The sequence below is a fragment of the Cohnella sp. 56 genome, assembly GCF_037963805.1.
Taxonomy (GTDB): Bacteria; Bacillota; Bacilli; order Paenibacillales; family Paenibacillaceae; genus Cohnella.
The window spans coordinates 627,204-652,634 of record NZ_JAZDQE010000002.1; the positions used below are offsets into that span (position 1 = coordinate 627,204).

Annotated in this window: 21 protein-coding genes; 19 read left to right on the forward strand and 2 right to left on the reverse strand. The window is 63.1% G+C overall.

Annotation, left to right across the window (positions count from 1 at the left end):
• The first annotated feature begins 15 nt into the window (after window positions 1-15).
• The 9 genes from fabD (at window position 16) to VQ071_RS05670 (ending at window position 11,398) form a co-directional block, all read left to right on the forward strand.
• Window positions 16-945: an ACP S-malonyltransferase gene (fabD, locus tag VQ071_RS05630; RefSeq protein WP_340512882.1), complete on the forward strand. Its 930-nt coding sequence runs from the start codon at window positions 16-18 to the stop codon at window positions 943-945.
• 65 nt (window positions 946-1,010) lie between these two features.
• Window positions 1,011-1,763: a 3-oxoacyl-[acyl-carrier-protein] reductase gene (gene fabG, locus VQ071_RS05635; RefSeq protein ID WP_340512883.1), complete on the forward strand. Its 753-nt coding sequence runs from the start codon at window positions 1,011-1,013 to the stop codon at window positions 1,761-1,763.
• A 130-nt stretch (window positions 1,764-1,893) separates the two neighbouring features.
• Window positions 1,894-2,127, forward strand: coding sequence for an acyl carrier protein (gene acpP / locus VQ071_RS05640; RefSeq protein WP_090117455.1), 234 nt, complete (start codon window positions 1,894-1,896; stop codon window positions 2,125-2,127).
• Between the two features lie 369 nt (window positions 2,128-2,496).
• Window positions 2,497-3,738, forward strand: coding sequence for a beta-ketoacyl-ACP synthase II (fabF, locus tag VQ071_RS05645; RefSeq protein WP_340512884.1), 1,242 nt, complete (start codon window positions 2,497-2,499; stop codon window positions 3,736-3,738).
• A gap of 95 nt (window positions 3,739-3,833) precedes the next feature.
• The gene (gene rnc / locus VQ071_RS05650) at window positions 3,834-4,592 is read left to right on the forward strand and encodes a ribonuclease III (protein WP_340512885.1); all 759 of its coding nucleotides are present in this window, start codon (window positions 3,834-3,836) and stop codon (window positions 4,590-4,592) included.
• Window positions 4,573-8,148 carry a chromosome segregation protein SMC gene (gene smc / locus VQ071_RS05655; protein WP_340512886.1) on the forward strand — a complete coding sequence of 1,192 codons (3,576 nt, stop codon included), beginning with the start codon at window positions 4,573-4,575 and terminating at the stop codon, window positions 8,146-8,148. The genes rnc and smc overlap by 20 nt, the downstream gene beginning before the upstream one ends.
• A 73-nt stretch (window positions 8,149-8,221) precedes the next feature.
• Window positions 8,222-9,220, forward strand: coding sequence for a signal recognition particle-docking protein FtsY (ftsY, locus tag VQ071_RS05660; RefSeq protein ID WP_340512887.1), 999 nt, complete (start codon window positions 8,222-8,224; stop codon window positions 9,218-9,220).
• Between the two features lie 206 nt (window positions 9,221-9,426).
• A complete protein-coding gene (locus VQ071_RS05665; protein WP_340512888.1) occupies window positions 9,427-9,882 on the forward strand; it encodes a MarR family winged helix-turn-helix transcriptional regulator in 456 nt (151 codons plus the stop codon).
• Window positions 9,875-11,398, forward strand: coding sequence for a DHA2 family efflux MFS transporter permease subunit (locus VQ071_RS05670; RefSeq protein ID WP_340512889.1), 1,524 nt, complete (start codon window positions 9,875-9,877; stop codon window positions 11,396-11,398). Before VQ071_RS05665 ends, VQ071_RS05670 begins: the two co-directional genes overlap by 8 nt.
• Before the next feature lie 4 nt (window positions 11,399-11,402).
• Here the strand turns inward: VQ071_RS05670 and VQ071_RS05675 are convergent, their stop codons facing one another.
• On the reverse strand, window positions 11,403-11,921 hold the full coding sequence (locus VQ071_RS05675) for a hypothetical protein (protein WP_340512890.1): 519 nt from the start codon (window positions 11,919-11,921) through the stop codon (window positions 11,403-11,405).
• 101 nt (window positions 11,922-12,022) lie between these two features.
• On the opposite strand from VQ071_RS05675, the gene VQ071_RS05680 reads away from it, so the two are divergent.
• The 10 genes from VQ071_RS05680 (at window position 12,023) to VQ071_RS05725 (ending at window position 24,473) form a co-directional block, all read left to right on the forward strand.
• Entirely contained in the window at window positions 12,023-13,816 is a 1,794-nt protein-coding gene (locus VQ071_RS05680) for a sensor histidine kinase (protein WP_340512891.1), read from the forward strand.
• The gene (locus VQ071_RS05685) at window positions 13,813-15,432 is read left to right on the forward strand and encodes a response regulator (protein WP_340512892.1); all 1,620 of its coding nucleotides are present in this window, start codon (window positions 13,813-13,815) and stop codon (window positions 15,430-15,432) included. The genes VQ071_RS05680 and VQ071_RS05685 overlap by 4 nt, the downstream gene beginning before the upstream one ends.
• A gap of 152 nt (window positions 15,433-15,584) precedes the next feature.
• On the forward strand, window positions 15,585-16,946 hold the full coding sequence (locus VQ071_RS05690; RefSeq protein ID WP_340512893.1) for an ABC transporter substrate-binding protein: 1,362 nt from the start codon (window positions 15,585-15,587) through the stop codon (window positions 16,944-16,946).
• Window positions 16,947-17,063: 117 nt separating this feature from the next.
• Window positions 17,064-17,981: a carbohydrate ABC transporter permease gene (locus VQ071_RS05695; protein ID WP_340512894.1), complete on the forward strand. Its 918-nt coding sequence runs from the start codon at window positions 17,064-17,066 to the stop codon at window positions 17,979-17,981.
• A complete protein-coding gene (locus VQ071_RS05700) occupies window positions 17,978-18,814 on the forward strand; it encodes a carbohydrate ABC transporter permease (protein ID WP_340512895.1) in 837 nt (278 codons plus the stop codon). The genes VQ071_RS05695 and VQ071_RS05700 overlap by 4 nt, the downstream gene beginning before the upstream one ends.
• A 34-nt stretch (window positions 18,815-18,848) precedes the next feature.
• On the forward strand, window positions 18,849-19,847 hold the full coding sequence (locus tag VQ071_RS05705; RefSeq protein WP_340512896.1) for an asparaginase: 999 nt from the start codon (window positions 18,849-18,851) through the stop codon (window positions 19,845-19,847).
• 41 nt (window positions 19,848-19,888) lie between these two features.
• Window positions 19,889-20,680 carry a copper homeostasis protein CutC gene (locus VQ071_RS05710; RefSeq protein WP_340512897.1) on the forward strand — a complete coding sequence of 264 codons (792 nt, stop codon included), beginning with the start codon at window positions 19,889-19,891 and terminating at the stop codon, window positions 20,678-20,680.
• A 734-nt stretch (window positions 20,681-21,414) separates the two neighbouring features.
• On the forward strand, window positions 21,415-22,419 hold the full coding sequence (locus VQ071_RS05715) for a zinc-dependent alcohol dehydrogenase (protein ID WP_340512898.1): 1,005 nt from the start codon (window positions 21,415-21,417) through the stop codon (window positions 22,417-22,419).
• A 19-nt stretch (window positions 22,420-22,438) separates the two neighbouring features.
• Window positions 22,439-23,272, forward strand: coding sequence for a sugar phosphate isomerase/epimerase family protein (locus VQ071_RS05720; protein ID WP_340512899.1), 834 nt, complete (start codon window positions 22,439-22,441; stop codon window positions 23,270-23,272).
• A gap of 97 nt (window positions 23,273-23,369) precedes the next feature.
• The gene (locus VQ071_RS05725) at window positions 23,370-24,473 is read left to right on the forward strand and encodes a stalk domain-containing protein (RefSeq protein WP_340512900.1); all 1,104 of its coding nucleotides are present in this window, start codon (window positions 23,370-23,372) and stop codon (window positions 24,471-24,473) included.
• A gap of 689 nt (window positions 24,474-25,162) precedes the next feature.
• On the opposite strand, the gene VQ071_RS05730 is transcribed toward VQ071_RS05725, so the two are convergent.
• Window positions 25,163-25,431: hypothetical protein (locus VQ071_RS05730; protein ID WP_340512901.1), on the reverse strand; the 269-nt coding region annotated here is incomplete at its 5' end.

Genomic DNA, 25,431 nt, shown 5'->3' on the forward strand with positions numbered 1-25,431 from the left:
AGGCTGAATTTACGTATGGGCAAGATTGCATTCGTATTTCCAGGTCAAGGGGCGCAGGCGGTCGGCATGGGCAAGGATGCCGCCGAAGCGTTCGAGGCGTCCAGGCGCGTCTACGAGGCGGCCGACCGGGCGCTCGGCTTTTCCGTATCGGAGCTGTGCTTCGAAGGGCCCGAGGACAAGCTGCGCCAGACAGCCAACACGCAGCCCGCGCTGCTCGCGACGAGCGTCGCGCTGCTGGAGGCGTTCAAGGCCCGCGGCATCGCGCCTGACTTCGTTGCCGGGCACAGCCTCGGCGAATACAGCGCGCTCGTCGCGGCGAATGTGCTCGACTTCGCCGATGCGATCCGGCTCGTTCGTGCGCGCGGCACGTACATGGAAGAAGCCGTGCCGAGCGGGCAGGGCGCCATGGCCGCGACGCTGGGCGCCGAGCGCGACGCGCTCGAGGCGCTATGCCGCGACGTCTCGGCGTCCGGCGCGCAGGTGGAGCTCGCCAACGTCAACTGCCCCGGACAGATCGTCGTCTCCGGCTCGGCGGCCGGCGTGGCCCAGGTTGTCGAGCGGGGCAAGGAAGCCGGCGCCAAGCGGGTCATCCCGCTGGAAGTGAGCGGCCCGTTTCACTCGTCGCTCATGCGCCCTGCGGCCGAACGGCTCGCGGCCAAGCTCGACGAAGTCGCCTTCCGCGACGCCGAAGTGCCCGTCGTCGCCAACGTGACCGCGACCGCGGTATCCGAGGGCGCGCGCCTGCGCGACCTGCTCGTAGAGCAGGTCTACTCTCCAGTGCTGTGGGAAGACAGCATCCGCTATCTGCTCGGCGAGGGCGTAGACACATTCGTGGAGATCGGATCGGGCGCGGTGCTGGCCGGTCTCATCAAGAAGATCGACAAGTCCGCGCGCACGATATCCGTGAATTCCGCGGCGGCCGTCAGCGAGGCCGAGCTCGGATAACGACGGGACGGCGGCCAATCCGAGCCGCAGCCCGTGATTATGTCTAACGCGAGAGGGGTAATAGTATGGCGGAGTTTGATCTTAGCGGCAAGACGGCGCTCGTGACGGGCGCCTCGCGCGGCATCGGCAGGGCGATCGCGATCGCGCTGGCCGAGGCGGGCTGCGACGTCGTCGTGAACTATGCGGGCGGCGAGGCCGCTGCGCGGGAGACTGCGGATGCGATCGAAGCGCTCGGACGCAAGGCGGTACTGGCGCAGGCGAACGTCGGCAAGGCTGCGGAGTTCGAAGCGATGGTGCAGACGGCGATCGAGACGCTGGGCAAGCTGGATATTCTCGTGAATAACGCCGGTATCACGCGGGACAACCTGATCATGCGCATGAAGGAAGAAGAATTCGACGCCGTCATCGAGACGAACCTCAAGGGCGTGTTCAACGGCATCAAGGCCGTCACCCGTCCCATGATGAAGCAGCGCTACGGCCGCATCATCAACATTTCTTCGGTCGTCGGCGTACTGGGCAATGCGGGGCAGGCGAACTACGTGGCGGCCAAGGCGGGCGTCATCGGCCTGACCAAGTCGGCGGCGCGGGAGCTGGCCTCTCGCGGCATTACCGTCAATGCGGTCGCGCCCGGCTTCATCGAGACCGATATGACCGACAAGCTGCCCGCGGACATCCGCGAGGCGATGCTTAAGGACATCCCGCTCGGACGGATGGGACGCCCCGAGGAGATCGCTTTGAGCGTGGTCTACCTGGCCTCGGACAGCGCTTCCTATATGACCGGGCAGACGCTTCATGTCGACGGGGGCATGTACATGTAAAAGGCTGCCGTACCCCGGCGGCTTCCGGCCGCGGGCGTGCGGCGCACCCGGACGAGAGCTTCGCGGAACCGTTTACGCGCTGGCTTTTTGTCCATCGATCTCGTATAATACCAAAAGGGAGGTGAACCGGATGTCCGATGTATATGATCGCGTTAAACGCATCGTGGTCGAACGCCTGGGCGTAGAAGAGGCCGAAGTCACCAACGAAGCGAACTTTAAGGATGACTTGGGCGCCGACTCTCTCGATGTCGTCGAACTGGTAATGGAACTCGAAGACGAATTCGACTTGGAGATCTCCGATGAGGATGCAGAGAAGATCACGACGGTGGGAGAAGTCGTAAATTACATACAATCTCATGCCTAACTGATCCGACAGGTCCCGCTTCGAATAGCGGGACTTCTCCGCATTATGCATCGATTTGGAACTGCGGCCCGGCGGCCATCCGCGTGCGGACGGTCCCGGGCCGCAGCCGCCTGTATCGGACCGTATGCGTTGCCGCGGCGGACTCCGTATTTATTAGAACGATTCTTCCGGTCCGGACGAATCGCTGCAATAAATGACGGGATCCGGACCGCTGTCGGTACGGGTCCGGTCGAACGAGACCGAATATCAACGCTCCGGGGATTCGGATGCTCCGACAGGTCCGAATGGCCCGGATTTCTACGCGAAGCGGCATGCTGCGCTATCAGATGGCGCATCCGCTTACGCTTTGGCTGAAGAGGTGAGCTTGGTTTGGCACATCGAGTAGTAGTAACCGGCATGGGAGTCGTCAGCTCCCTGGGCACGGATCTGAATACATTTTGGGACAACCTGCTCTCCGGCAAGTCGGGCGTGAGTCTGATCGAGGCGTTCGATACCGCCGATTATCCGACGAAGATCGCCGCCGAGGTGAAGAACTGGGAGCCCGAGGCGCACGGCATCGACAAGAAGGAAGCGCGCCGGATGGACCGCTTCGTGCAGTTCGGCCTGGCGGCTTCGCTCAGCGCCGTGAAGGACGCGGGACTTGAGATCGGCGTCAATGCCGAAGCCGACCGCGTCGGCGTGAGCGTCGGCTCGGGAATCGGCGGACTCGGCACCTGGGAGGACCAGCACACGATCCTGATGGAAAAGGGCCCGCGCCGCGTCAGTCCGTTTTTCATCCCGATGATGATCGCGAACATGGCGAGCGGACAGATCTCCATCGTCACCGGTGCGAAGGGTCCCAATACGACGGCCGTGACGGCCTGCGCGACCGGCACGCATTCGATCGGCGATTCGTACAAGCTGATCCAGCGCGGCGACGCCGACGTCATGATCTGCGGCGGCGCCGAAGCGACGATCCGTCCGATCGCGGTCGCCGGCTTCTCGAATATGCGGGCGATGAGCACGCGCAACGACGAGCCTGAAAAGGCGAGCCGCCCGTTCGACACGGACCGCGACGGCTTCGTCATGGGCGAAGGCGCGGGCGTGCTGATCCTCGAATCGCTTGAGCATGCGACCGCACGCGGCGCGCACATCTACGCCGAGGTGGTCGGCTACGGCATGAGCGGCGACGCCCACCATATGACCGAGCCGGATCCGGACGGCGCCGCGCGCTGCATGGCGCGCGCGATCAAGGACGCCGGCATCTCGCCGGAGGAGATCGGTTACATCAATGCGCACGGCACGTCGACCCCGGTCGGCGACAAGTCGGAGACCGAGGCGATCAAGCGCACGTTCGGCGAGCATGCGGGCAAGCTGGCCGTCAGCTCGACCAAGTCGATGACGGGCCATATGCTCGGCGCTGCTGGCGGTGTCGAAGCCGTCATCGTCGGTCTCGCACTGCAGAATGGCGTGCTGCCGCCGACGATCAATCTCGACAACCAGGATCCGGAGTGCGATCTGGATTACGTGCCGAACGTGCCGCGTCAAGCGGACGTCAAGGTGGCGCTGTCGAATTCGTTCGGCTTCGGCGGGCACAATGCGACGATTATTTTGCGCAAATACGAGGCTTGAAGTTAAGCGATCGGCTATGACGCAGGCGGCGTGCCGCCTGCGTTTTTTCTAAGAATCGACGTTGGCAAGGGAGTTATCGAAGGAGGATGCCGCGCATGAGCGAAGTCATGAACCGGCTGCAGGAGCGGGCCGGGGTCCGGTTCCGCAACATATCGCTGCTCAGGCAAGCTTTTACCCATACGTCGTATGTGAACGAGCAGCGGGGCTCGCGTGTCGAGCACAACGAGCGCCTGGAGTTTCTGGGCGACGCCGTCCTGCAGCTGACCGTATCGGAAGCGCTGTACCGGATGTACCCCGACCGGCCGGAGGGCGAGCTCACGCGCCTTAGAGCCGCGATCGTCTGCGAGCCGTCGCTTGTCCGTTTTGCCGAGGCGCTCGAATTCGGGCAGGTCGTGCTGCTCGGCAAAGGGGAGGAGCAGACGGGCGGCCGGAGCCGTCCGTCTCTGCTGGCCGACGCCTTCGAGGCGTTCGTCGGCGCGTTGTATTTGGATCAGGGGCTCGCTGAGGTGAACCGGTTCCTCGATGAGCATATGTTTGCCCATCTGCCCAAGGAAGGCCAGGCGCCGATCAAGGACCACAAGACCGAGCTGCAGGAGCGCGTGCAGCATCTCGGCTTGGGTACGCTCGATTACCGGATACTCGAGGAGCGGGGCCCGGCGCATGACCGGGAGTTTGTCGTCGAGGTGCGGATCGGCGAGCGCCGGCTCGGGCAGGGCACCGGACGCTCCAAGAAGGAGGCCGAGCAGCAATCCGCGGCGCAGGCGCTGCGTCAGCTGCGGCACGATGCGGAGGCGGGCGGCGCAGGCAGCGAGAGAGTAAAGGTGAGGGATTCCCATGTATCTGAAAGGCATTGAGCTGGCCGGGTTCAAGTCGTTCGCGGACCGCACGCAGCTTGAATTCGGACGCGGCATCACGGCGGTCGTCGGTCCGAACGGCAGCGGCAAGAGCAACATCTCGGACGGCATCCGCTGGGTGCTCGGCGAGCAGAGCGCCAAGAGCCTCCGCGGCGGCAACATGCAGGATGTCATCTTTGCCGGCAGCGACGCCCGCAAGGCGGTCAACTTCGGCGAAGTGTCGCTCACGCTCGACAACAGCGACAAGGCGCTCCCGCTCGACTTCGCGGAGGTGACGGTGACGCGGCGCGTTCACCGGAGCGGGGACAGCGAATATTTGATCAACAAGCAGCCCTGCCGTCTCAAAGATATCACCGAGCTGTTCATGGATACCGGCATCGGCAAGGAAGCGTATTCGATCATCGGCCAGGGCCGGATCGAGGAGATTCTGAGCACGCGCTCCGAGGACCGGCGCGGCATCTTCGAGGAAGCATCGGGCATCGTCAAGTACAAGTCGCGCAAAAAGGAAGCGCAGCGCAAGCTCGAGGACACCGAGGGCAACCTGCTGCGGATCAACGACCTCGTCGTGGAGCTCGAGAGCCAGGTTGAGCCGCTGCGCAAGCAGGCGGCCAAGGCCGAGTCGTTCAAGCTGCTCAAGGAAGAGCTCAAGAACAAAGAAATCGCGCTGTACGTGCATCAGATCGATACGGTGCACAAGACGTGGGCGGAGACGAACGGCAAGCTCGACCGGCTGCGCAAGGAGCAGCTCGAGCTGGCGACGGTCGTATCGGCGCATGACGCCCAGCTCGAGGAGGAGCGCCAGACGCTGCAGCGTCTGGAGGAGGCGCTCGAGCGGCTGCAGGACCATCTGCTGCGCACGACCGAGGAGACGGAGAAAAGCGAAGGCTACGGCGAGCTGCTGACCGAGCGGATGGCCAACCTGGCCCGCAGCCGGACGCAGCTCGAGGAGAGCCTGTCCCTGGCCGCCGAACGCTTGGCGGTAGCCAAGGCCGAGGGCGAACAGCTCGCGCGGCGCCTGGCCGAGATCGAGGGCGAGCTGGAGACGAATCAGACGAAGCTGCGCGAAGAAGAAGTGAAGCTCGCGATCGCGGACGGCAGCGAGGATGCCGAGGAGCGGCTGAAGACCGATCTGTTCGAGACGATGAACGCGATGGCCCAGGCGCGCAACGATATCCGCTACTGCGAGCAGCAGCGCGAGGAACTCGCGCGCAGGACGGCGCGCACGGCCGGCGAGCGGGCGAAGCTCGAGGAGCAGCGCGAGGCGCTGAAGCTTCGCGGCGCCGAGCTTGAGGCGGCGGTCGCCGCCAGCAGCGCGCAAGTGTCCGACATGCGGGATCGCTATATCGCCGAGGGCGCGCGCGCGAACGATCTGCAGCGGCGGCTCGAGGAGACGCAGGGCGAAGGTCGGCGCTGGGACCAGAAGCGCGAGGCGCTCGTGTCCAGGCGCGATACGATCGCGGAGCTGGCCAACGACTACGACGGCTTCCAGCACGGCGTGCGCGAAGTGCTGAAGGCCGCGAAGCGCGGTCATCTGCACGGCGTGCACGGCGCGGTGGCGGAGCTCGTGACCGTGCCCGCGCATCTCGAGGTCGCGGTGGAGACGGCGCTCGGGGCGGCGCTGCAAAATATCGTCATGGAAAACGAAGCGACATCGCGCGCCGCGATCGGATATCTGAAGCAGCGGCAGTCGGGACGCGCGACGTTCCTGCCGCTGGACGTCATCAAGCCGCGCAATGTCGGTGAAGGCGACCGCCGGAGCGTGACCGAATCCGAAGGCTTCGTGGGCGTGGCGTCCGAGCTCGTAGGTTTCGAGCCGCGGTATGCGGGCATCGTCGGCAGCATGCTCGGCAATGTGATGATCGCCGAGAAGCTCGAGCACGCGAACCGGATCGCCTCGCGGCTGCAGTACCGCTACCGGGTCGTGACGCTCGACGGCGATGTCGTCAATGCGGGCGGCTCGATGACGGGCGGCAGCCTGGCGCGCAAGTCCTCGAACCTGCTCGGCCGCCAGCGCCAGCTCGAGGAGCTGGCGAAGGAGATCACGGCCGCGGAGCAGGCCAGGGTCAAGCTGCGCGCCGAATTCGACGATCTGAAGAAGGAGCTGTCGCTCGCGCAGCAGAACATCGAGCAGCTGCGGGAGGCCGGCGAGCGCGCGCGGATGGAGGCGCAGCAGGCAACCGCCCGGCGGCAGCGTCACGCGGAGGAGCGCGAGCAGCTCGAGGCGCAGCTCGCCGCGCTCGGCGGGGACGAGGGCGGGCTTGGCCGCGAGTCGGCCGAGCTGGCCGCTGCGCGCACCGAGGCCGAAGTCCGGCTCGCCAAGCACACGGCCGAGGAGGAGCGGCTCTCGCGCGCGATCCGCGAGGCCGAGGAGCTCAAGCGGCGCAGCGCGAGCGCCAAGGAAGAGCTGCAGGCGCAGCTGACCGAGCTGAAGGTATCGATCGCCCGCATGGAGCAGGAGCGGGCGTCCATCGCCGAGCAGTCCGGCCGCCACCGCAGCGAGGAGCAGCGGCTGTCCGCCGAGACGCGTCAGCTCAAGGACACGCTCGCGCAGAATACGGCGGACACGGAACGCACGGCCGCCGAGCAGAGCGAACAGCGCCTGCGACTCAACGAGCTGCGGCTCGCCAAGAAGGAATTCACCGAAGGGATCGAATTCCGGCGGGCGGACCGGGCGCAGCGGCAGCGCGAGCTCGAGCGCAAGGAAAACGAGACGCGCGAGCAGCGGACCCAGCTCCGCCAGGTCGAGGACCAGCTCCGGCAGGCGGAGATCTCCTCGAACCGGATGGACGTCGAGCTCGACAATCTGCTGCGCAAGCTGAGCGAAGAGTACGAGATCGGCTACGAATGGGCGAAGGAGAAGTATGCCGTTCCCGAGGACGTACCCGCCGTGCAGAACGAGGTCCGGGAGCTCAAGCGCAAGATCACGCTGCTCGGCGAAGTCAACCTCGGCGCGATCGAGGAGTTCAAGCGCGTCAGCGAGCGCTACGAGTTCCTCGATGCGCAAAAGAACGATCTGATGGAAGCGAAAAGCAAGCTGCATGCCATCATACACGAGATGGACGAGGAGATGTCGAGGCGGTTCCGTCTGACGTTCGACCAGATTCGCGGCCACTTCGTCGTCGTGTTCTCCAAGCTGTTCGGCGGCGGGCGGGCGGATCTGATCCTGAGCGATCCCGACAGCCCGCTCGATACGGGCATCGAGATCGTCGCCCAGCCGCCCGGCAAGAAGCTGCAGAACTTGCAGCTGCTGTCGGGCGGAGAGCGGGCCCTGACGGCGATCGCGCTGCTGTTCGCGATATTGAACGTGAAGCCGGTGCCGTTCTGCGTGCTCGACGAGGTCGAGGCGGCGCTCGACGAGGCGAACGTCGCCCGGTATGCGCGCTACATGCGCGAGTTTTCCGAGCTGACGCAGTTCATCGTCGTCACCCACCGCAAGGGCACGATGGAGGAGGCGGACATGCTGTACGGCGTGACGATGGAGGAAGGCGGCGTATCCAAGCTCGTGTCCGTCAAGTTGGAGGAGAGCGAAGCGTTTACCGCGGAGGCGACGGCCTGACGCCGGACAGGCGATACAGATTGAGGGCGCGCGCCCGTCAAGTACGGGCGAACGCCCGGCAGGAGGAACCGAGATGAGTTTTTTTAAAAAGCTAAGAGAAAGCATCGCCTCCAAGACGGAGGCGGTGACCAATAAGTTCAAGGAAGGCCTCGCCAAGACGCGCGACGCCTTCGTCGGCCAGGTGACCGATCTGTTCAGCCGGCGCAAAAAAATCGACGAGGCATTCTTCGAAGAGCTGGAGGAAATTCTGATCGGCGCTGACGTCGGCGTGAACACGGTAATGGAGCTGATCGAGGATCTGCGCGATGAGGTGAAAAAGCGCCGCATCGAACAGCCTTCGGAGCTGCAGCCGATTCTGTCCGAGAAACTCGTCGGCCTGTTGACGGATAGCGGCGAATCTTCGCAGCTCAAGATGAATCCGGGCGGCATCACGGTCATCCTGTTCGTCGGCGTCAACGGCGTCGGCAAGACGACGACGATCGGCAAGCTGGCGCACCGGTTCAAGCAGGAAGGCAAAAAGGTGCTGCTGGCGGCCGGCGATACGTTCCGCGCGGGGGCGATCGAGCAGCTCCAGGTATGGGGCGAGCGCGTCGGCGTCGAAGTCATCAGCCAGCAGGCGGGCTCCGATCCGGCGGCCGTCATGTACGATGCCGTGCAAGCGGCCAAGCAGCGCGGTGTAGACGTATTGCTCTGCGATACGGCAGGGCGTCTGCAGAACAAGGCGAACCTGATGGAGGAGCTGTCCAAGATCTACCGCGTCATCCAGCGGGAGATCCCGAGCGCGCCGCACGAGACGCTGCTCGTGCTCGACGCCGCGACAGGGCAGAATGCGCTCCAGCAGGCCAAGCTGTTCGGCGAGAAGAGCGGCGTATCGGGCCTCGTGCTGACGAAGCTCGACGGCACGGCCAAAGGCGGCATCGTCATCGCCATCCGGCGTGAGATGTCGCTGCCTGTGAAGTTCGTCGGCCTCGGCGAGAAGATGGACGATCTGGAGCAATTCGACGCGGAGCAGTTCGTGCACGCGCTGTTTTCCGGCCTCGCCGAAGCTCAGTCCCCTGAGCAAGAGAATTGAGGAGACATCGGCAAATACCGCCAGCATACGGCCGCAGCAGCTGTCCAGAGGACAGATGGCTGCGGTTTTTCTTTGTTTTTGGGCAAAAATAACGTTTGACCGGTGTTCCGAACTATACTAATATACTTCGTATGCGAAATATTCGTCAGGCAATCATTTGCCAGGAAAATGTTCGAGTCTGAATAATCTGAAAAGGAGGGAGGGAAATGGGGGAGCAATCCTTGATATCCGAATTGTTCACGTCCTTCCGGGAAGTGAACCAGTCGTTTTATCAATCGATGCAGCGGGCGGGTCAGCATCTGGGCATCACCCCGATCCAATTGCTCGTCATGAAGTCGCTGATCCACAAGCCGGAGATGAGCCTCTCGGAGCTGGCGGATTGCCTGTTCGTAGGGCCCAGCACGGCAAGCGGAATCGTGGAGCGCATGGTCAAGGCCAAGCTCGTCCTGCGGGAGCGTCCGGAGAATGACCGGCGTTCGATCTCGCTGCGGCTGACGCCCCTGGGCGAGGAGCTGTGGGCCAAAATCAATGAACGCCGCCAAAAAATGCTGATGCCGCTAACCGAGCTCGGAGAAAACGATCTGAACGAGCTGCTGCGGATTCACGGCAACATCGTGCACATACTACAGAGAGTGAGAGAGGAAAATAAAGAAGATGAGTAATGCGATAACTTCAACCTTAAGACGGGGACCGATCGTCGCGTCGCTGCTGATCGGCGCGTTCGTCGCGCTGCTGAGCCAGACGCTGCTCAACGTCGCGCTGCCGAAGATGATGGCGGACCTTGAGATCGGCTCCAATACGATACAATGGCTCGTGACGGGCTATATGCTCGTCAACGGCGTCGTCATTCCGATCACCGCATATTTGATATCCCGTTATTCGACCAGGCAGCTGTATATGGTGGCGATGGGACTGTTCACGGTCGGCACCGTCGTCGCCGCCGTCGCGCCCAACTTCGGCACGCTGCTGACCGGCCGGTTGATCCAGGCCGTAGGCGCCGGCATTATGATGCCGCTCATGTCTGTCGTGTTCCTGACGATCTTCCCGATCGAGCAGCGGGGCAAGGCGATGGGCATGATGGGCCTGGCCATGATATTCGCGCCTGCCGTCGGCCCGACGCTCTCGGGCTGGGTCGTCGAGCACTACTCCTGGCGTATACTGTTCTATATTGTACTGCCGCTCGCTATCTTTTCTCTGATCTACGGCGCCTTCGCGATGCGGAACGTCACGCAGACCTCGAAGCCGAAGCTGGATACGCTCGGCGTCGTGCTCTCGACGCTCGGCTTCGGCGGCATCCTGTACGGATTCAGCGATGCGGGCCATGACGGCTGGAACAGCGGCCGCGTCATTGCGAGCCTCGTCGTCGGCGCGCTCTCGCTCATCCTGTTCGTCTGGCGCGAGCTGGTCGCGAAGAAGCCGCTGCTCGAATTCCGCGTATTCAAGTTCAATATGTATTCGCTGACGACCGTCATCAACGTCATCATCACGATGGCGATGTTCTCCGCGATGGTGCTCATGCCGATCTACCTGCAGAACATCCGGGGCTTCACGCCGCTGGAATCCGGTCTGCTGCTGCTGCCGGGCGCGATTCTGATGGGCATCATGTCGCCGATCACGGGCATGATCTTCGACAAGATCGGCGCACGCTGGCTGGCCGTGCTCGGGCTCATCATCACCGCCGTCACCACCTGGGAGCTGAGCCGCATCGCGCTGGACTCCACTTACATGCACATTATTCTGATCTACTCCGCCCGGATGTTCGGCATGTCGCTGCTCATGATGCCGATTCAGACGGCGGGCATGAACCAGCTGCCGCAGACGCTCAACTCGCACGGCTCGGCCATGTCGCAGACGCTGCGGAACGTCGCCGGCGCGCTCGGCACGGCGCTGCTCGTCACGATTATGACGAACAAGGCGAGCGCGGAGGGCGAGGCGCTCACGCTCGCCGCGAAGATCGATCCGACCGACAAGGCGAACGCCGCCCAACTGGCCGAGATCGGCAAGGAAGCGACGCTGTACGGCATTCAGCATGCCTTCGTCGTCGCGACATGGATCACGCTCGCCGCGCTCGTGCTCGCTTTCTTCATCCGCAAGGTGAAGCCGCATCACGAGGTGCTGAAGTCCGAAGGCAACGCCAAGGCCGAAGCGGCCAAGTCCGCTTCGCAATCGTCGCGCTAAGCCGTCAGGACAATCGACTGTAAAAAGCGATCGATCGAAGGCCGTCTCTTGCGCAAAGGAATCTCTTCTCGATTCCTTTGCCGGAGGCGGCTTTTTTGAGTTCACTTACCAAAGTGAACATCACCACCCATCCCAGTCCGGAATAAAGCTGTGCGGCATCTTTATTTGCCCGGGAATCGGCCTTCGGTTCGGAATAAAGCTGTGCGGCATCTTTATTTGCCCGGGAATCGGCCTTCGGTTCGGAATAAAGCTGTACGGTATTCTTATTTGCCCGGGAGTCGGCCATCGGTTCGGAATAAAGCTGTGCGGCATTCTTATTTGCCCGGGAGTCGGCCATCGGCTCGAAATAAAGCTGCGCGGCATTCTTATTTGCCCGGGAATCGGCCTTCGGTTCGAAATAAAGCTGTGCGGCATTCTTATTTGCCCGGGAAGCGGCCTTCGGTTCGGAATAAAGCTGTGCGGCATCTTTATTTGCCCTGGAATGCGCTTGCGCGTTCAAACCGCTGGCGCCGGATTTCCCCATATAATGACATGGCATTCCGGCGCGAATTCCGGTATGTTGAATAACAAAAGCAGGATGACGCGGCCGGTATGCCGATCAAGACGCCCCAAGGAGAGAATCGCATGTCCGCATCCTATCAACGCGCGCCGGGGCAGAAGAGCCGCTTGTCCATTCATCAGCGGATCACGCTGTACTTCGCGGCCGCGCTTGCGCTCATCATCATCGCGCTGGCCGTCAGCAACTACCGCATCTCCTCCTCTATTTTCATCGACAAAGCGGTGGACAGCACGAGGCAGAGTCTCGACCTCGTCTCCGGCCGGCTCGACCTCGTGTTCGACAATGCGCAGAACGACGCCCGCATCGCCATCCAGAACCAGACGATCCAGCAGACGCTTATCGCCGCTTCCAAGGACAGCGATTCCTATTCGAACTACCAGCGCTATATCGCCGTGCAAAATGTGCTCAGCAGCATCGCCGACGGACAGACGTTCGTGAGCGCCATCGTGCTGTACGACAACGTTCACCGGATTTACGATTCGGGTGGCATCGACGGCGTCCGCGACGTGAGCGGCCCTTACTTCGAGCGGTTCGCTCCGGCCGCATACGGCATCGCCTGGCAGAGCACGGTCGACAGCAACTATTACCGGGACAACCGGCAGGAGAAGGTCGTATCGCTCTTCCAGCGCTTCAACTCCCAAATGTCGGGCGCGCAGCTCGGAGTATTGCAGCTGTCGGTCGAGGAACGGTACATCAGTGAGCAATACGCCAACGTGAAGCTGGGCGAGACGGGGCAGGTATTCATCGTGGACGGCGCCGGCGATATCGTCTCGAGCTCAGACCCTGACGCGCTCAATACGTCCGCGCGCGACGAGCCCTATTATCAGCTGCTGTCCGGCGAGTGTTCCGGGCGCACGTTCATCAAGCACGGCGAACGCTATCTGGTCGTCTCCCGTCCGTATCCGAGATTGGACTGGCAGATCGCGGGCATCGTGCCGATCGGCGAGATTACGAAGGACAAAAGCGTGCTGACGAGCCGGTTCACCGCGCTCGGCATGCTGTTCGTGCTGCTCGCGCTAGCCGCCACGCCGCTGCTCTCCCGGTATGCCATGCGCCCGCTCAGAGTGATCAAGCAGACGGTCAAGCGGGTGCAGCGCGGCGATCTGGACGTGTCGCTCGACCTGCATTCCCGCGACGAGATCGGGGAGCTGGCCGTTGAATTCAACCGGATGGTGAGCCGCACCAAGTCGCTGATGGAACAGTCGGTCGAGGAGGAGAAGCGGCGCAAGGAATTCGAGCTGGCCGCCATCCAGGCGCAGATCAATCCCCATTTCCTGTACAACACGCTGGAGAGCATCTGCGGCCTGGCGGAGCTCGGGCGCAACGACGACATCGTCGATCTCGTCGGCCAGCTGGCGGGCTTCTACCGGGGCGTACTCAGCAAGGGCAATCCGATCATTTCCTTGGACGAGGAGCTGGCGCTGACGCGGCGGTACCTCGATATTTTGAAGGTGCGCTATGCGGACAAGCTTGATTACCGGATCGACGTGGAGCCCGCCATGCTGCCCAGTCCGACGCTCAAGCTGCTGCTGCAGCCGCTCGTGGAGAACTCGATCTATCACGGGTTGAAAAACAAGCGCGGCAAAGGCCTGATTCGCATCGAGGGCCGCATCCGGGACGGGAACATGATCATCGATGTGACCGACGACGGCATGGGCATGCCCCCGGAAAAAATCAAGGCGCTGCTCGCTCCCGCCGGACCGGAGCAGGCTGCGAGCTTCGGCGTCAAAAGCGCGAATGAACGAATCAAGCTTTATTTTGGCGCGGGCTACGGTCTGGGGCTTGAGAGCGAGCCGGGGGTCGGGACGCGCGTCATCATCACGCTGCCGTACGGACGGCCGGAAGGAGACAGGTCATGAACGCGGTGCTGCTCGTCGACGACGAATATTTGGTGCGGGAAAGGCTGAAGCGGGGCGTGGACTGGGCAGCCGGCGGCTTCGAGGTCGCGGCCGAGGCGGACAACGGCGAGGATGCGCTGGCACTGCTGGAGACGGTGCCGATCGACCTCGCGATCGTCGATATCAACATGCCGCTGCTCGACGGCCTCGAATTCGCGCGGCGTGCCGCCGTCCGGCATCCGGCGCTCAAGGTCGTCATCCTGACCGGCTACGGCACGTTCGAATACGCCAAGACGGCGCTGCGGGCCGGCGCCAGAGACTATCTGCTCAAGCCCATCAACAAGCAGGAGTTCGAGGAGCTGCTGCGCAGAATGGCGGATGAGCTGCGGGAGGAGGCCGACGAGCGCGAGCGCAGGGCGCTGGAGCGCCGCCAGCTCGAGGAGGGCCGTCACATTCGGCGTGAGCGCTGGCTCGCCCGGCGGCTGCAGGGCGCCGCGCCACACGATCCGGCGCTGTCCGGGCAATATTTGCCTGCGCTCGCCGATCGCGCATATATCGTGATGCTCGTGTCGCCCGATCCGCCGGATGAGCCGCACGCGGCGGAGACGTCCGACGAACCGGATGCGTCCGGCGCGGACGAACGCGCGGACAGCGAATGGATCGAGGCCGTGCTGGGCGCAGGCTTGGCCGATCGTGGCCAGCTCGAATGGATGTGGAGCGCCGATGCGCGCCGCCTGTATGTCATCGCGAACGTGGCGGATAGCGGAGAGCGCGGGTTGACGGCGGCGCTGACCGCGGGCATGGCCGCATGCCGCGAGCGCACCGGCCGGACCGCCTCCGCCGGCGTGAGCGGCATCCGCACGGACTGGGCGCAGCTGCCCGAGGCCGCCGCCGAAGCGGAGGCCGCGCTCGATTGCCGCAGCCTGGCGGGCGGCGGGCGCGTGTTCGCCCGCGCGGACACGGCGGCCCGCAGCGGCGGCGCGCATATGCCGGCCGTGCGCGAGAGCCTGCTCGTGCAGCTCCGGCTCGGCAGCATAGCCGCGGCGACGGCCGCGATCGACGGCTGGCTCGCGGCATGCGCCGCGCCCGATGCGCCGATCGCCCGGCTGCAGCTGCTCGTCGGCGAGATCGTCGCCGCGCTGCGCGTACACGTCTCGGCATGCGGCCTCGCGCCCGGCGACTACGTGCCCGACGCGCTGCAGCCCCAAGCGCTCGTGCGCGAGCTGGCGACGCCGCCCGCGATCCGGCGCTGGCTGCTCGGGCGAACTACCCTCGTCCTCGCCGCCGCGGCCGCCGAGCGCAAGCCGTCGCCCGCGCTGCTCGTCGAGAAGGCGGTCGCCTACATCGACGGCGCCTATGCCGATCCCGAGCTGGGGCTGAACGAGATCGCCGCCCATATCTCGGTCAATCCGAGCTACCTGAGCCGCCTGTTCAAGCCCGCCACGGGCTACTCGGTCGTCGAATACGTCACGCTGCGGCGGATGCGGTGCGCGGAGCAGCTGCTGGCCGAGGGCGTCCGCAATCTGACGTACGTCTCCGAGGCAGCGGGATTTACGGACCCGCAGTATTTCAGCAAATGCTTCAAAAAGCAATACGGCATCCCGCCGTCCCGCTACGGCGGCGTCCGCAGCCCGTAAGCCGCTGTCCGCCCGCGGCGCAATGAAGTAAAAATAACGCCGGTACCGTAAAAAAGCGCCATTCTCCGTCCGCCCGCGGCTCCTTATAATGACTCTATCGGAGGCCGAGGGCTTAACCGACAGACAAGAGACAACTGGGAGGCATGGCGAACGTGACGAATAAAAATCGATTGCTCGCATTGACGGCATCCGCGATTGTGCTGACCGGCGCGCTGAGCGCGTGCGGCGGCAAAGACAGCGGCAACGGCAACAACGCTGGCGCGGATTCTTCCGCTAGCGCTTCCGCAGGCGCAAGCGCCCCTGCGAAGGGCGAGAAGGTCACGCTGACGATCCTCACCCGCGATTCGGGCGCGAGCCCGAAGGCGGTCGCTTTCGCGGAGCTGATTAAGCGCTTCCAGGCCGACAATCCGGACATCACGATCAAAGACGAGTCGATGAACGACGAGAACGCCTTCAACCAGAAGCTCAAGACGAGCATGGCGACGGGCCAGCTGCCCGACCTGTGGACGAACTACGGCGGGGAGGCGTTCAAGGAATACGCCAAAAACAGCGCGCTCGACCTCAAGCCGTACCTCGACGGCGACGCCGACTGGGCGGGCGCGTTCCTGCCGCTGCTCGACACCTGGCAGTACAAGGACTTCGCGGGCACCTACGGCGTTCCGTCCGAATTTTACAGCATCGCGATCTATTACAACAAAGAGCTGTTCAAAAAAATCGGCATGGCGCCGCCCGCCACGATCGACGAGCTGTCCGCGGTGTCGGCCAAGTTCAAGGAGCTCGGCATCACCCCGATGGCGATCGCCGACAAGGAGAACTTCCGCGGCGGCCATCTGCTGACCAATCTGTCGCTCAAGAAGTTCGGCCAGGCCAAGACCGACGCCCTCGTCTCCGGAGCGGCCAAGTGGAACGACGCGGATATGGTGTCGCTGTTCCAGCTGCTCAAGGACTGGCAGTCGGCGGGCATTCTCGGCGACAACATCGTCACGACGGACAACAATACGATCACCTCCAACTTCCTCAGCGGCAAGAGCGCGATGCTGTACGAAGGCTCCTGGGGCATCAGCCAGCTGGCGGCGTCTCCGATCGCCGATCAGATCGGCGTCATTCCGTTCCCGAGCTTCGCGGACGCGCCCGACAATGCGGGCGTCTGGTTCGGCGGGGCGGGCGGCTACTCGCTCTCCAAGGAGCTCAAGGGCGCCAAGCTCGACGCGGCGGTCAAGCTGCTCAAGTACCTGACCTCGGTCGACGCGTTCCAATACTATCTGGAGCAGACCAAAGGCGGCGTCTATCCGGTCAAGATGACCGTGGACGAGTCCAAGGTCGATCCGGTCACGCAGGCCTACAGCCAGGCGCTTGCATCCTCGACCGGCTTCAAGCTTGAGCTGTATGCCTACGATCCGATCGCCCAGCTGCAGGACAAGGTCCGCAACGAGATCCAGGGCCTGTTCGCGGGCAATACGCCCAAGAAGACCGCCGACGCGATCCAGAGCTTTGTCGACTCCAACCGCAAATAAGCGTTTCTGACGAAGCGCGGGCGGCCTCTCGTCTCCGGTATGAAAACTTCGCCGCCGGAGAGAGGTCGCCTCGTTATCTGCGTCAGACGCCAGGCCCGCAAAATGGAGGCGATATCGATGTACGGACGCAAGGCTTACGTGACCATTTCTCTTTTCCTGATCCCCGTTTTTCTGCTCTATACGCTCGCATTTATCGTGCCGGTCGCGCAGACCGCCTACCAATCCCTGTTCAGCTGGAACGGCATCCGCAGCGTGCCGATGACGTACGTCGGACTCGACAACTACGTGCAAATGTTCAAGAGCGAAGAGTTCTACCGCGCGCTTCGCAACGTCGGCGTGTTTATCGCAGCCTCCTTCGTGCTCATCCTGCCCGTCGGCTTCGCGCTCGCGCTCATCGTGACGAGCAAGATGAAGGGCAAGCGTTTTTTCAAGGTCGCTTATTTTATTCCTTCTATATTACCGCTCACTTCCGTCGGCCTCATGTGGCAGTTTCTGCTCAAGGGCGACGGCGGTCTCGTCAACACACTGCTCGAACTGGCCGGCCTTGGCGGCTGGCGCCACGAATGGCTGGGGGAGCCGTCGATCGCCATCTACGTCATCGTTGCCGTCAACGCCTGGATTTACTTCGGGCTCAACATGATCATTTTTGCCAGCGGCATCGTGGCTATTCCCGACGATCTGTACGAAGCCGGGGCGCTCGAGGGCGCGGTCGGCTGGCGGCGGGTGCTGTACATTACCGTCCCGCTCATGAAGGAGACATTCAAGGTGTTCTCGGTGCTCGCCGTCACCCAGTCGCTGCGGGTGTTCGGGCAGATCTACGTCATGACGGGCGGCGGCCCCAACGGCGCGACGGACGTGCCGACGACGCTGCTCTACAATCAGTCGTTCAAGTACAACAACTTCGGCATGGGCAACAGCATCGGCACCTTCATCATCGTCGCCGGCTTCTTGTCCACCCTGCTGCTGAACCGTCTGATGGACGGAGATAGCGGGACGCGCAAGCGCGCCAACGGTCGCAAGGGAGGCAGGCCATGACGCTTTCACGACGAATATTCGCGCCGGTCTCATACGTGTTCGCCATTTTGTGCTCGGCGATGTTTCTTTACCCGCTGTTGTTCACGTTCCAGGCGTCGCTGAAGGACAACACGGAGATCTACAACGACCAGCCGTTCGCGATGCCGGTGCAATGGCTTTGGTCCAACTATTCGGAAGCGATGCGGGACGGCGGCATTGGCCGTGCCGTGTTCAATTCGGCGTTGTACGCGGCCAGCGGCACGGCGCTCGCCCTGCTGCTCGGGGTCATGGCGGCGTTCGCGCTGTCACGGTTCCAATATCGCCTTCGCAACGCGGCCTACCTGTACTTTACGACCGGACTGATGATTCCCGTATTCTCGCTCATCATCCCCATCTCCCGCATGATCGGCACGGTCGACGGCTTCAACAAGCATTGGACGCTGATCCTGCTGTACGGCGTGTTCGAGCTGCCGTTTACGATTTTCCTCATTACCGGTTACATGAAGGGCATCAGCAGGGAACTCGACGAATCCGCCGCCGTGGACGGCTGTCCGCCTGCCGTGCTGCTGTTCCGGATATTGCTGCCGCTGTCCATGCCCGCCGTATCGACGGCCGGCATCCTCGCTTTTTTCGACATCTACAACGATCTTATCTGGAACGTGCTGCTCGTCTCCAAGGACAGCATGTTCAACATCTCGGTCGCGCTCATGTCGTTCATCGGCGAGCACGGGACGGCGCGCATGGGGCCGATGTTCGCGGGCATCATGATCACCATCGTGCCGACGATCGTCGTCTACCTGCTGTTCCAGGAGCGGGTGGAATCGGGCCTGAGCGCCGGGGCGGTCAAGGAGTAATGAACGGGATGATCGTTGAAAAGGAGGGCTTGCATTGACGGAGGAGAGACTGGTGGAGGAATATCGGGGCGATCGGCTCGAAAACGTTCATGCGGGACATATTTGCGTCGTGGACGCCTCGGGGAAGGTCGTCCGGTCGGTGGGCGATCCGTCGTTCTCCGCATTTATGCGTTCGTCCGCGAAGCCGCTGCAGGCGCTGCCTTTTTTCCTGCGGAAGGTCGATGCGCGCTGGCCATTCACGGAGACAGAGCTGGCGATGCTGGCTGCCTCGCATAGAGCGGAGCCTAAGCATGTGGCCGCGCTCGAATCGATGCTGGCCAAGACGGGCTTGTCCGAGGACATGCTCGTCTGCCACCCGACCTATCCGCTCAGCGTGCCCGCCTGCCATGACATCGTGGCGGCGGGCGGCGGCAAGCGGAGAATTTATCACAACTGCTCGGGCAAGCATATCGGTGTGCTGGCGCTCTGTGCGGCCGCAGGCTACCCGGTCGAGGGCTACTGGCGGCACGAACATCCCGCACAGGCCGATATTCGGCAGGCGATCGCGGCGATGGCGGACGTGTCCGAGGACGAGATCGTCCGGGGGACGGACGGCTGCGGGCTGCCAGTGTATGCGCTGCCGTTGGAGCGGATCGCTTACGCCTTTTTGCGGCTGGCGTGTCCCGATCTGATCGCGGACGATTCGCTGCGCGAAGCGGCCGCGCGGATGGCGGGCATCATGAACCGCCACCCGGACATGCTGTCCGGCGAAGGGCTCATCTGCCCGGCGCTGAATCGGGATGCCGGCATCGTGGCCAAAGGCGGGGCGAAGGGCGTCTACGCCTTCGGGCTGCGCAGGGCAAGGCTCGGCGTCGCGCTGAAGGTGCTGGACGGCTCGGAGGAGGAATGGCCGCTCATCGTCGCGACCATTCTGTCGCAGCTCGGCTATGAGGGCGCGGACACGATCGGACGGTTGCATGAACTCGCGGCGACGGATATCGTTAACGATAACGGGCTTGTCGTCGGGGAGAGCCGCGCGGTTTTCCGGCTGTAGCTTCGGGCAGGCAACGTAGGATCGCCGGGAAGGGGCAAATGATGTTGAGAACGCTGGAGGTTATTGCGACGAGCGTAGAAGATGCGATCGCCGCCGCCGCGGGCGGCGCGGACCGCATCGAGATTATCGCCGAGCCCGCGGTCGGCGGGCTGACGCCGCCGCTCGCGCTCGTCGAGGATATTATGGATGCCGTATCGCTCGACATTCAGGTGATGATCCGGCCGCACGCGCGCTCGTTCGTCTATACGGAGCAGGAGCTGTCGTACATGGCGGGCCAGATCTCCGCGATCCGCAGTCTCGGCCGCCCGGGCATCGTCGTCGGCTGTCTGACGGATGCGGGAGCGGTTGACGAGCGGGGTCTCGCGTTTCTGCTGTCCTACGCGGCCGACATGGACGTGACCTTCCATCGCGCATTGGACGAGGCGGCCGATCTGCGGGCTGCATACGCCGCGATCGCGCGATTTCCCGCCGTGCGGCGCGTGCTCACGTCGGGCGGCGCGGCCGTGGCGCCGGACGGCGCGGATGCGATTGCGGCGCTCGTGCGCATGAGCGAAGGCGGGCGGCCGGGTGTGCGGGGCGGCGAGGTGCGCGAGCCCGGCGCCGGGCATGCCGGTGCCGCCGGGGAGGCGGGAGCCGCAGGCGAGGCGCAGCCTGCGGCTTGGCGTTGGCCGGTCGTCATGGCGGGCAGCGGCCTGCATGCGGGACTGCTGCAGGCGTTCCTGCAGAAGACCGGCGCGCGGGAGCTGCACTTCGGGACGGGCGTGCGCGGTCCCGCCGCCGTGGATCCCGCCAAGGTCGCCGAGGTGCGCCGGCTGCTGGACGAGGCCGAATAAAATCGGGCTATGGTTGAACCCCCTTCTCGTCGGAGGAGGGGATTTTCGCATTGTAACTCCGCCACCGTTCGCGACCGATAGCTGCCAAAAGGCATATCATGCTGACCGTATTACGTCTTTTCGGCTCGCGAGCGTCAATTAACGTCTGCCTGCACGGTCGGGATTGCGCGATCTGTCTGCCTGCACGGCGGGCATTGCGGGATCTGTCTGCCTGCACGGCCGGCATTGCGTGATCTGTCTGCCTGCACGGCCGGCATTGCGTGATCTGTCCACCTGCACGGTCGGCATTGCGCGATCTGTCTGCCTGCATCGGTCGGCATTGCGTGATCTGTCTGCCTGCATCGGTCGGCATTGCGGGATCTGTCAGCCTACACGGTCGGCATTGCGTGATCTGTCTGCCTGCACGGCCGGCACTGTGTGATCTGTCAGCCTGTACGGTCGGCATTGCATGATCTGTTGTCTGCCTGCACGGCTGGCATTGCGTGATCTGTCTGCGCAGCCGGCACTGTGTGATTGGCCAGCACGATCCGCACTGCGGTCTCTGCCAGTGGGGGCGGCACTGCGGTCCGCACTGCAGTCGGCAGCCGGCTTTGATGTGTGGAGAAGAGTCTGCTATAATAAGTTGTGAACGCGTGTTCATGGCGCCGGTGATTTTTCATCAATAGGATTCAATTTTAATTAAGCTCGGCGCGTTCGGCATACGATCCGGCCGTGCAAAAGAGGTGCAGTGCAGCATGAAAGTCATTAAAGCGTTCGGCCCGCGGGACTTGCGCGTCATCGAGGCTGAGGCGCCCGAGCCCGGACCTGGTGAATTGCTGGTCGACATCAAGGCTTGCGGCATATGCGGCTCGGACAAGTGGTTCTGGAACGTCACGTCGCCGAGCGATTATGTAGCCGGGCACGAAGCGGCGGGCGTGATCGTAAAGACGGGCGCGGGCGTAACCGGTCTTCGGTCCGGCGACCGCGTAGCGATCAACAATGTCAAGGGCTGCGGCGAATGCGAGGCTTGCCGTGCGGGGCGGTTCGTGCGCTGTACGGGCGCTCCGCTCGTGCATATGGGCTTCGGATTCGCACAGCAGATGGTCGTGCCCGCACGCAACTGTCTACCGCTCGATCCGGCTATTTCATACGAGCAGGGCAGTCTGCTGTTCGACAATTGGGGCACGCCGTACGCCGCACTGAAGCGAACGAGCGTCGGGGCGGGCGACCGCGTACTGGTGACGGGCTGCGGGCCGATCGGCCTCGCGGCGATCGCGCTCTGCAAGAGCCGAGGCGCGAGCATCGCCGCGGTCGATCCGGTCCCGGCGCGCAGAGAGGCCGCGCTGCGTCTGGGCGCCGGTCTGGCTATGCCGCCAGGCGAGGCTGCCGCAGCGGAGCTCCGGGTTTTCGCAGGAGAGGCCGGATTCGGCTGCGGGATCGATTGCTCTGGCAAGGCGGCGTCCTATGATCTGTTGTTCGAGCTGATCGCGATCGGTGGGACGATTGTCTCGATCGGCGAAGGCGCCAAGTTCGCCTTCGATTCGAGCCGCATCATCCACAAGCATCTGACGCTCGTCGGATCGCTGTATGCCTCGATGGAGGACGGCGCCGAGCTGCAGCGGATGGCGGTCCGGGGCGAGCTGGACCCGCTCGCCTTCGTCACGCATCGTTTCAGACTGACTGATCTACCCGCGGCATTCGGCAAGGTGATGGGCGAAGACGAGACGCTGCTCAAGGCGATTGTCATGCACGAAGACTAACCGGAGAGGATGATTTAGGATGCGATTGGGAAGCCAGCTATTCGGAGATACGAGCACGCCCGAGGCATGGGCCAACGAAGTGCTGCGGGGAGGTTACCGTTCGGCGATATGCCCGAACCTGGACGGCATGTCCGAGGATATCGTACGCGCTTATATGCGGGCGGCTGAGGTGAACGACATCACGATCTCGGAGGTCGGCGCCTGGAGCAATCCGATCAGCACGGACGAAGCGGTGCGGCGGGAAGCGCTGGCGCTGTGCAAGCGCAGGCTCGCCTTGGCCGATACGGTCGGCGCGCGCTGCTGCGTCAACATCGCGGGCTCGCGCGGCGAGCAGTGGGACGGGCCGCACCCGGACAATTTCTCCGACGACACATTCGCACTCATCGTCGATACGGTCCGCGAGATCATCGATGCCGTGCGTCCGACCCGCACTTTTTTTGCGCTCGAGACGATGCCATGGGTTTACCCCGATAGTGCGGACACCTACCTGGCGCTGCTGCAGGCGATCGACCGGCCGGCATTCGCCGTTCACTTCGACCCGGTCAACATGATCTCGAGCCCGAGAATCTTCTATAAAAATGGCGACATGATCCGCGACTTCTTCGCGAAGCTCGGTCCGTACATCCGCAATTGTCACGCCAAGGACATCGCGATCGCGAGCAAGCTGACGGTACATCTGGACGAGGTCGTGCCCGGACGTGGCGCGCTGGACTATCGGACGTTCCTCCGCGAGCTGAACAAGCTGGACCCCGACACCTCGCTTATCATCGAGCATCTTCATTCGCCCGACGAAGGCGAGGAGGCGGCCCGATATATCCGGAGTGTTGCCGGAGAACTGAATATCGCTTTATAAATGGATGAGAAAGCGCTTAGGTGTAACTTTTGGACGGCCGTGTGCGTCAGAGAGGGTGGTAAAGCTTGACGCACACCATGTCCAGAAGGGAGCATCTATGATGAAAAAGCAAAAGTGGATCCTCATTGCGACAGCGGCCGGACTTCTGGCCACGACGGGTGCCAGCGCGGCCGGTCTCATTGAGAAAGTAAGCGGTCAGCTTCGCGGCGATATCTCGATCACGGTCAACGGCGGGCAGACGCAGCTTCATCCTGTTTATATCGACGGCAAGGCTTATATTCCGGTTCGCGACGCGGCGGATGCACTTGGCTACGGCATCTCATGGAACCAAAAACAGCTGGATCTGACGACCAAGGAGGTGCCTGCAGCGGAGGCCGACTACATCATGACTTCCGGCGTTGTGGCGAACGCGACCCCGACCGCGGGCGGCGTCAGACTTGAGGTGCTGGGCACCGGACCGAACCCGTGGATCATCTTGACTGCGGACGCCAAGACGACCGTCAAAGGAGCGGACGGCAAGGCAATCGCAGCCGGCGATCTGAAGGCCGGTATGCACATAATCGCCGAGTACGGCCCGATGATCGCGAAGAGCTATCCGGGGCAGTCGCACGCCGCATCGATCAGTGTAACGGCTGAGCGTCTCGTCAAGGAGCAGGCGGTGTACAGCGTCGAGAAGACGGACGGCGGCTGGCGGCTCTACTTTGCCGAGCTGAAGGACGGCGTTGAGCAGCCCGTGCTCGCGCTTCAATCCGGCAAGGAGACGCGGCTCGTCAACAAGGAAGGGCAGGCTGCCGACTGGACGCAGATCAAGCCGGGCACGCCTGTGCGGGCGTATTACGGTCCCGTGCTGACGGAGGGCGACGTCTCCGCCGCCGACACGATCGTCGTGCTGGAGGATCAGCCGACCGCGGCCGAGATCGCCGAATACCGCGAGATCGCCTGGAAGCTCGTGCCCGCGGAGCAGCTGCCGCATCTGCTGACCAAAAAGGAAGAAGCCCAGGTGAGCGTCATCGAGCCGGACAGCGCAGGCCTGCTGCCGTCCGGCGACGCGGAGAAGAAACGCGTCGCGGAGATCAAGGCCGCCGGCGGCAAGCTGATCGCCGTCAATTACAGCACCGACCAGGATGCGCTGCTCGGTCCGCTGACGGTCGTCTTCGATCCGGAGACGAAAAAGCTGCTCGGATTTTTCATCCGCATGTAATGCTTGCCGGCATGCGGGGCGCCGCCGCTTGAAGCTTGGGCGGATTGCCGAAGGCCAGGAAAGACGGGGACCCATCACGCGCGGTGCGCGGGCTGGGTCCTTCTTTGGCGCTGCGGCCGGGCGGGGCGGGCCATGGCATGCCATGCCATGTGATGCCATGCGAGACCATGTCTTGCGATGGCTTGCGACACCATGTCATGCGATATCATGCCATGCCATGCGATATCATGCCATGCCATGCGATACCATGCAAAACCTGCATCCGTACATCTTTTTTGGCCGAAACTTGCGCCCGCGAAGCAAATGCCTGCATCCGTACATCTTTTCCGGCGAACAGGGCAAATATCGAACGCAGTCGGGCTTTAAAACCTGCACATTTGCAGGCTTTAGGTTGCGCTGGCGAACGGCGAGTCGAAAACCTGCACATTTGCAGGCTTTAGGTTGCGCTGGCGAACGGCGAGTCGAAAACCTGCACATTTGCAGGCTTTTAGGTTGCGCTGGCGAACGAGCGAGTCGCAAACCTGCAGATTTGCAGGCTTTAGGATGCACTGGCGAACGGCGAGTCGCAAGCCTGCATATTTGCAGGCTTTAGGTTGCGCTGGCGAACGGCGAGTCGAAAACCTGCATATTTGCAGGCTTTAGGTTGCGCTGGCGAACGGGCGAGTCGAAAACCTGCATATTTGCAGGCTTTAGGATGCGCTGGCGAACGGCGAGTCGCAAGCCTGCACATCTGCAGGCTTTAGGATGCGCCGGCGAACGGGTGAGTCGAAAACCTGCACATTTGCAGGCTTTAGGTTGCGCTGGCGAACGGGCGAGTCGAAAACCTGCACATTTCGTATTATCAGGTCAGCCAGAATTTCTGGTTGGCCTTTTTGTATGGCCGATTTAAGATGGCGGTAGCCGGGAGAACGAACTGCACATTGGGGAATAACCCCGTCGCACAAACTGTTCTCCCACT

Bases quoted from the DNA above. Each gene is read 5' to 3' on its own strand.
- fabD (WP_340512882.1), top strand. From the start codon at position 16: ATGGGCAAGATTGCATTCGTATTTCCAGGTCAAGGGGCGCAGGCGGTC.
- fabG (WP_340512883.1), top strand. From the start codon at position 1,011: ATGGCGGAGTTTGATCTTAGCGGCAAGACGGCGCTCGTGACGGGCGCC.
- acpP (WP_090117455.1), top strand. From the start codon at position 1,894: ATGTCCGATGTATATGATCGCGTTAAACGCATCGTGGTCGAACGCCTG.
- rnc (WP_340512885.1), top strand. From the start codon at position 3,834: ATGAGCGAAGTCATGAACCGGCTGCAGGAGCGGGCCGGGGTCCGGTTC.
- smc (WP_340512886.1), top strand. From the start codon at position 4,573: ATGTATCTGAAAGGCATTGAGCTGGCCGGGTTCAAGTCGTTCGCGGAC.
- ftsY (WP_340512887.1), top strand. From the start codon at position 8,222: ATGAGTTTTTTTAAAAAGCTAAGAGAAAGCATCGCCTCCAAGACGGAG.
- VQ071_RS05665 (WP_340512888.1), top strand. From the start codon at position 9,427: ATGGGGGAGCAATCCTTGATATCCGAATTGTTCACGTCCTTCCGGGAA.
- VQ071_RS05670 (WP_340512889.1), top strand. From the start codon at position 9,875: ATGAGTAATGCGATAACTTCAACCTTAAGACGGGGACCGATCGTCGCG.
- VQ071_RS05675 (WP_340512890.1), bottom strand. From the start codon at position 11,921: ATGGGGAAATCCGGCGCCAGCGGTTTGAACGCGCAAGCGCATTCCAGG.
- VQ071_RS05680 (WP_340512891.1), top strand. From the start codon at position 12,023: ATGTCCGCATCCTATCAACGCGCGCCGGGGCAGAAGAGCCGCTTGTCC.
- VQ071_RS05685 (WP_340512892.1), top strand. From the start codon at position 13,813: ATGAACGCGGTGCTGCTCGTCGACGACGAATATTTGGTGCGGGAAAGG.
- VQ071_RS05695 (WP_340512894.1), top strand. From the start codon at position 17,064: ATGTACGGACGCAAGGCTTACGTGACCATTTCTCTTTTCCTGATCCCC.
- VQ071_RS05700 (WP_340512895.1), top strand. From the start codon at position 17,978: ATGACGCTTTCACGACGAATATTCGCGCCGGTCTCATACGTGTTCGCC.
- VQ071_RS05710 (WP_340512897.1), top strand. From the start codon at position 19,889: ATGTTGAGAACGCTGGAGGTTATTGCGACGAGCGTAGAAGATGCGATC.
- VQ071_RS05715 (WP_340512898.1), top strand. From the start codon at position 21,415: ATGAAAGTCATTAAAGCGTTCGGCCCGCGGGACTTGCGCGTCATCGAG.
- VQ071_RS05720 (WP_340512899.1), top strand. From the start codon at position 22,439: ATGCGATTGGGAAGCCAGCTATTCGGAGATACGAGCACGCCCGAGGCA.
- VQ071_RS05725 (WP_340512900.1), top strand. From the start codon at position 23,370: ATGATGAAAAAGCAAAAGTGGATCCTCATTGCGACAGCGGCCGGACTT.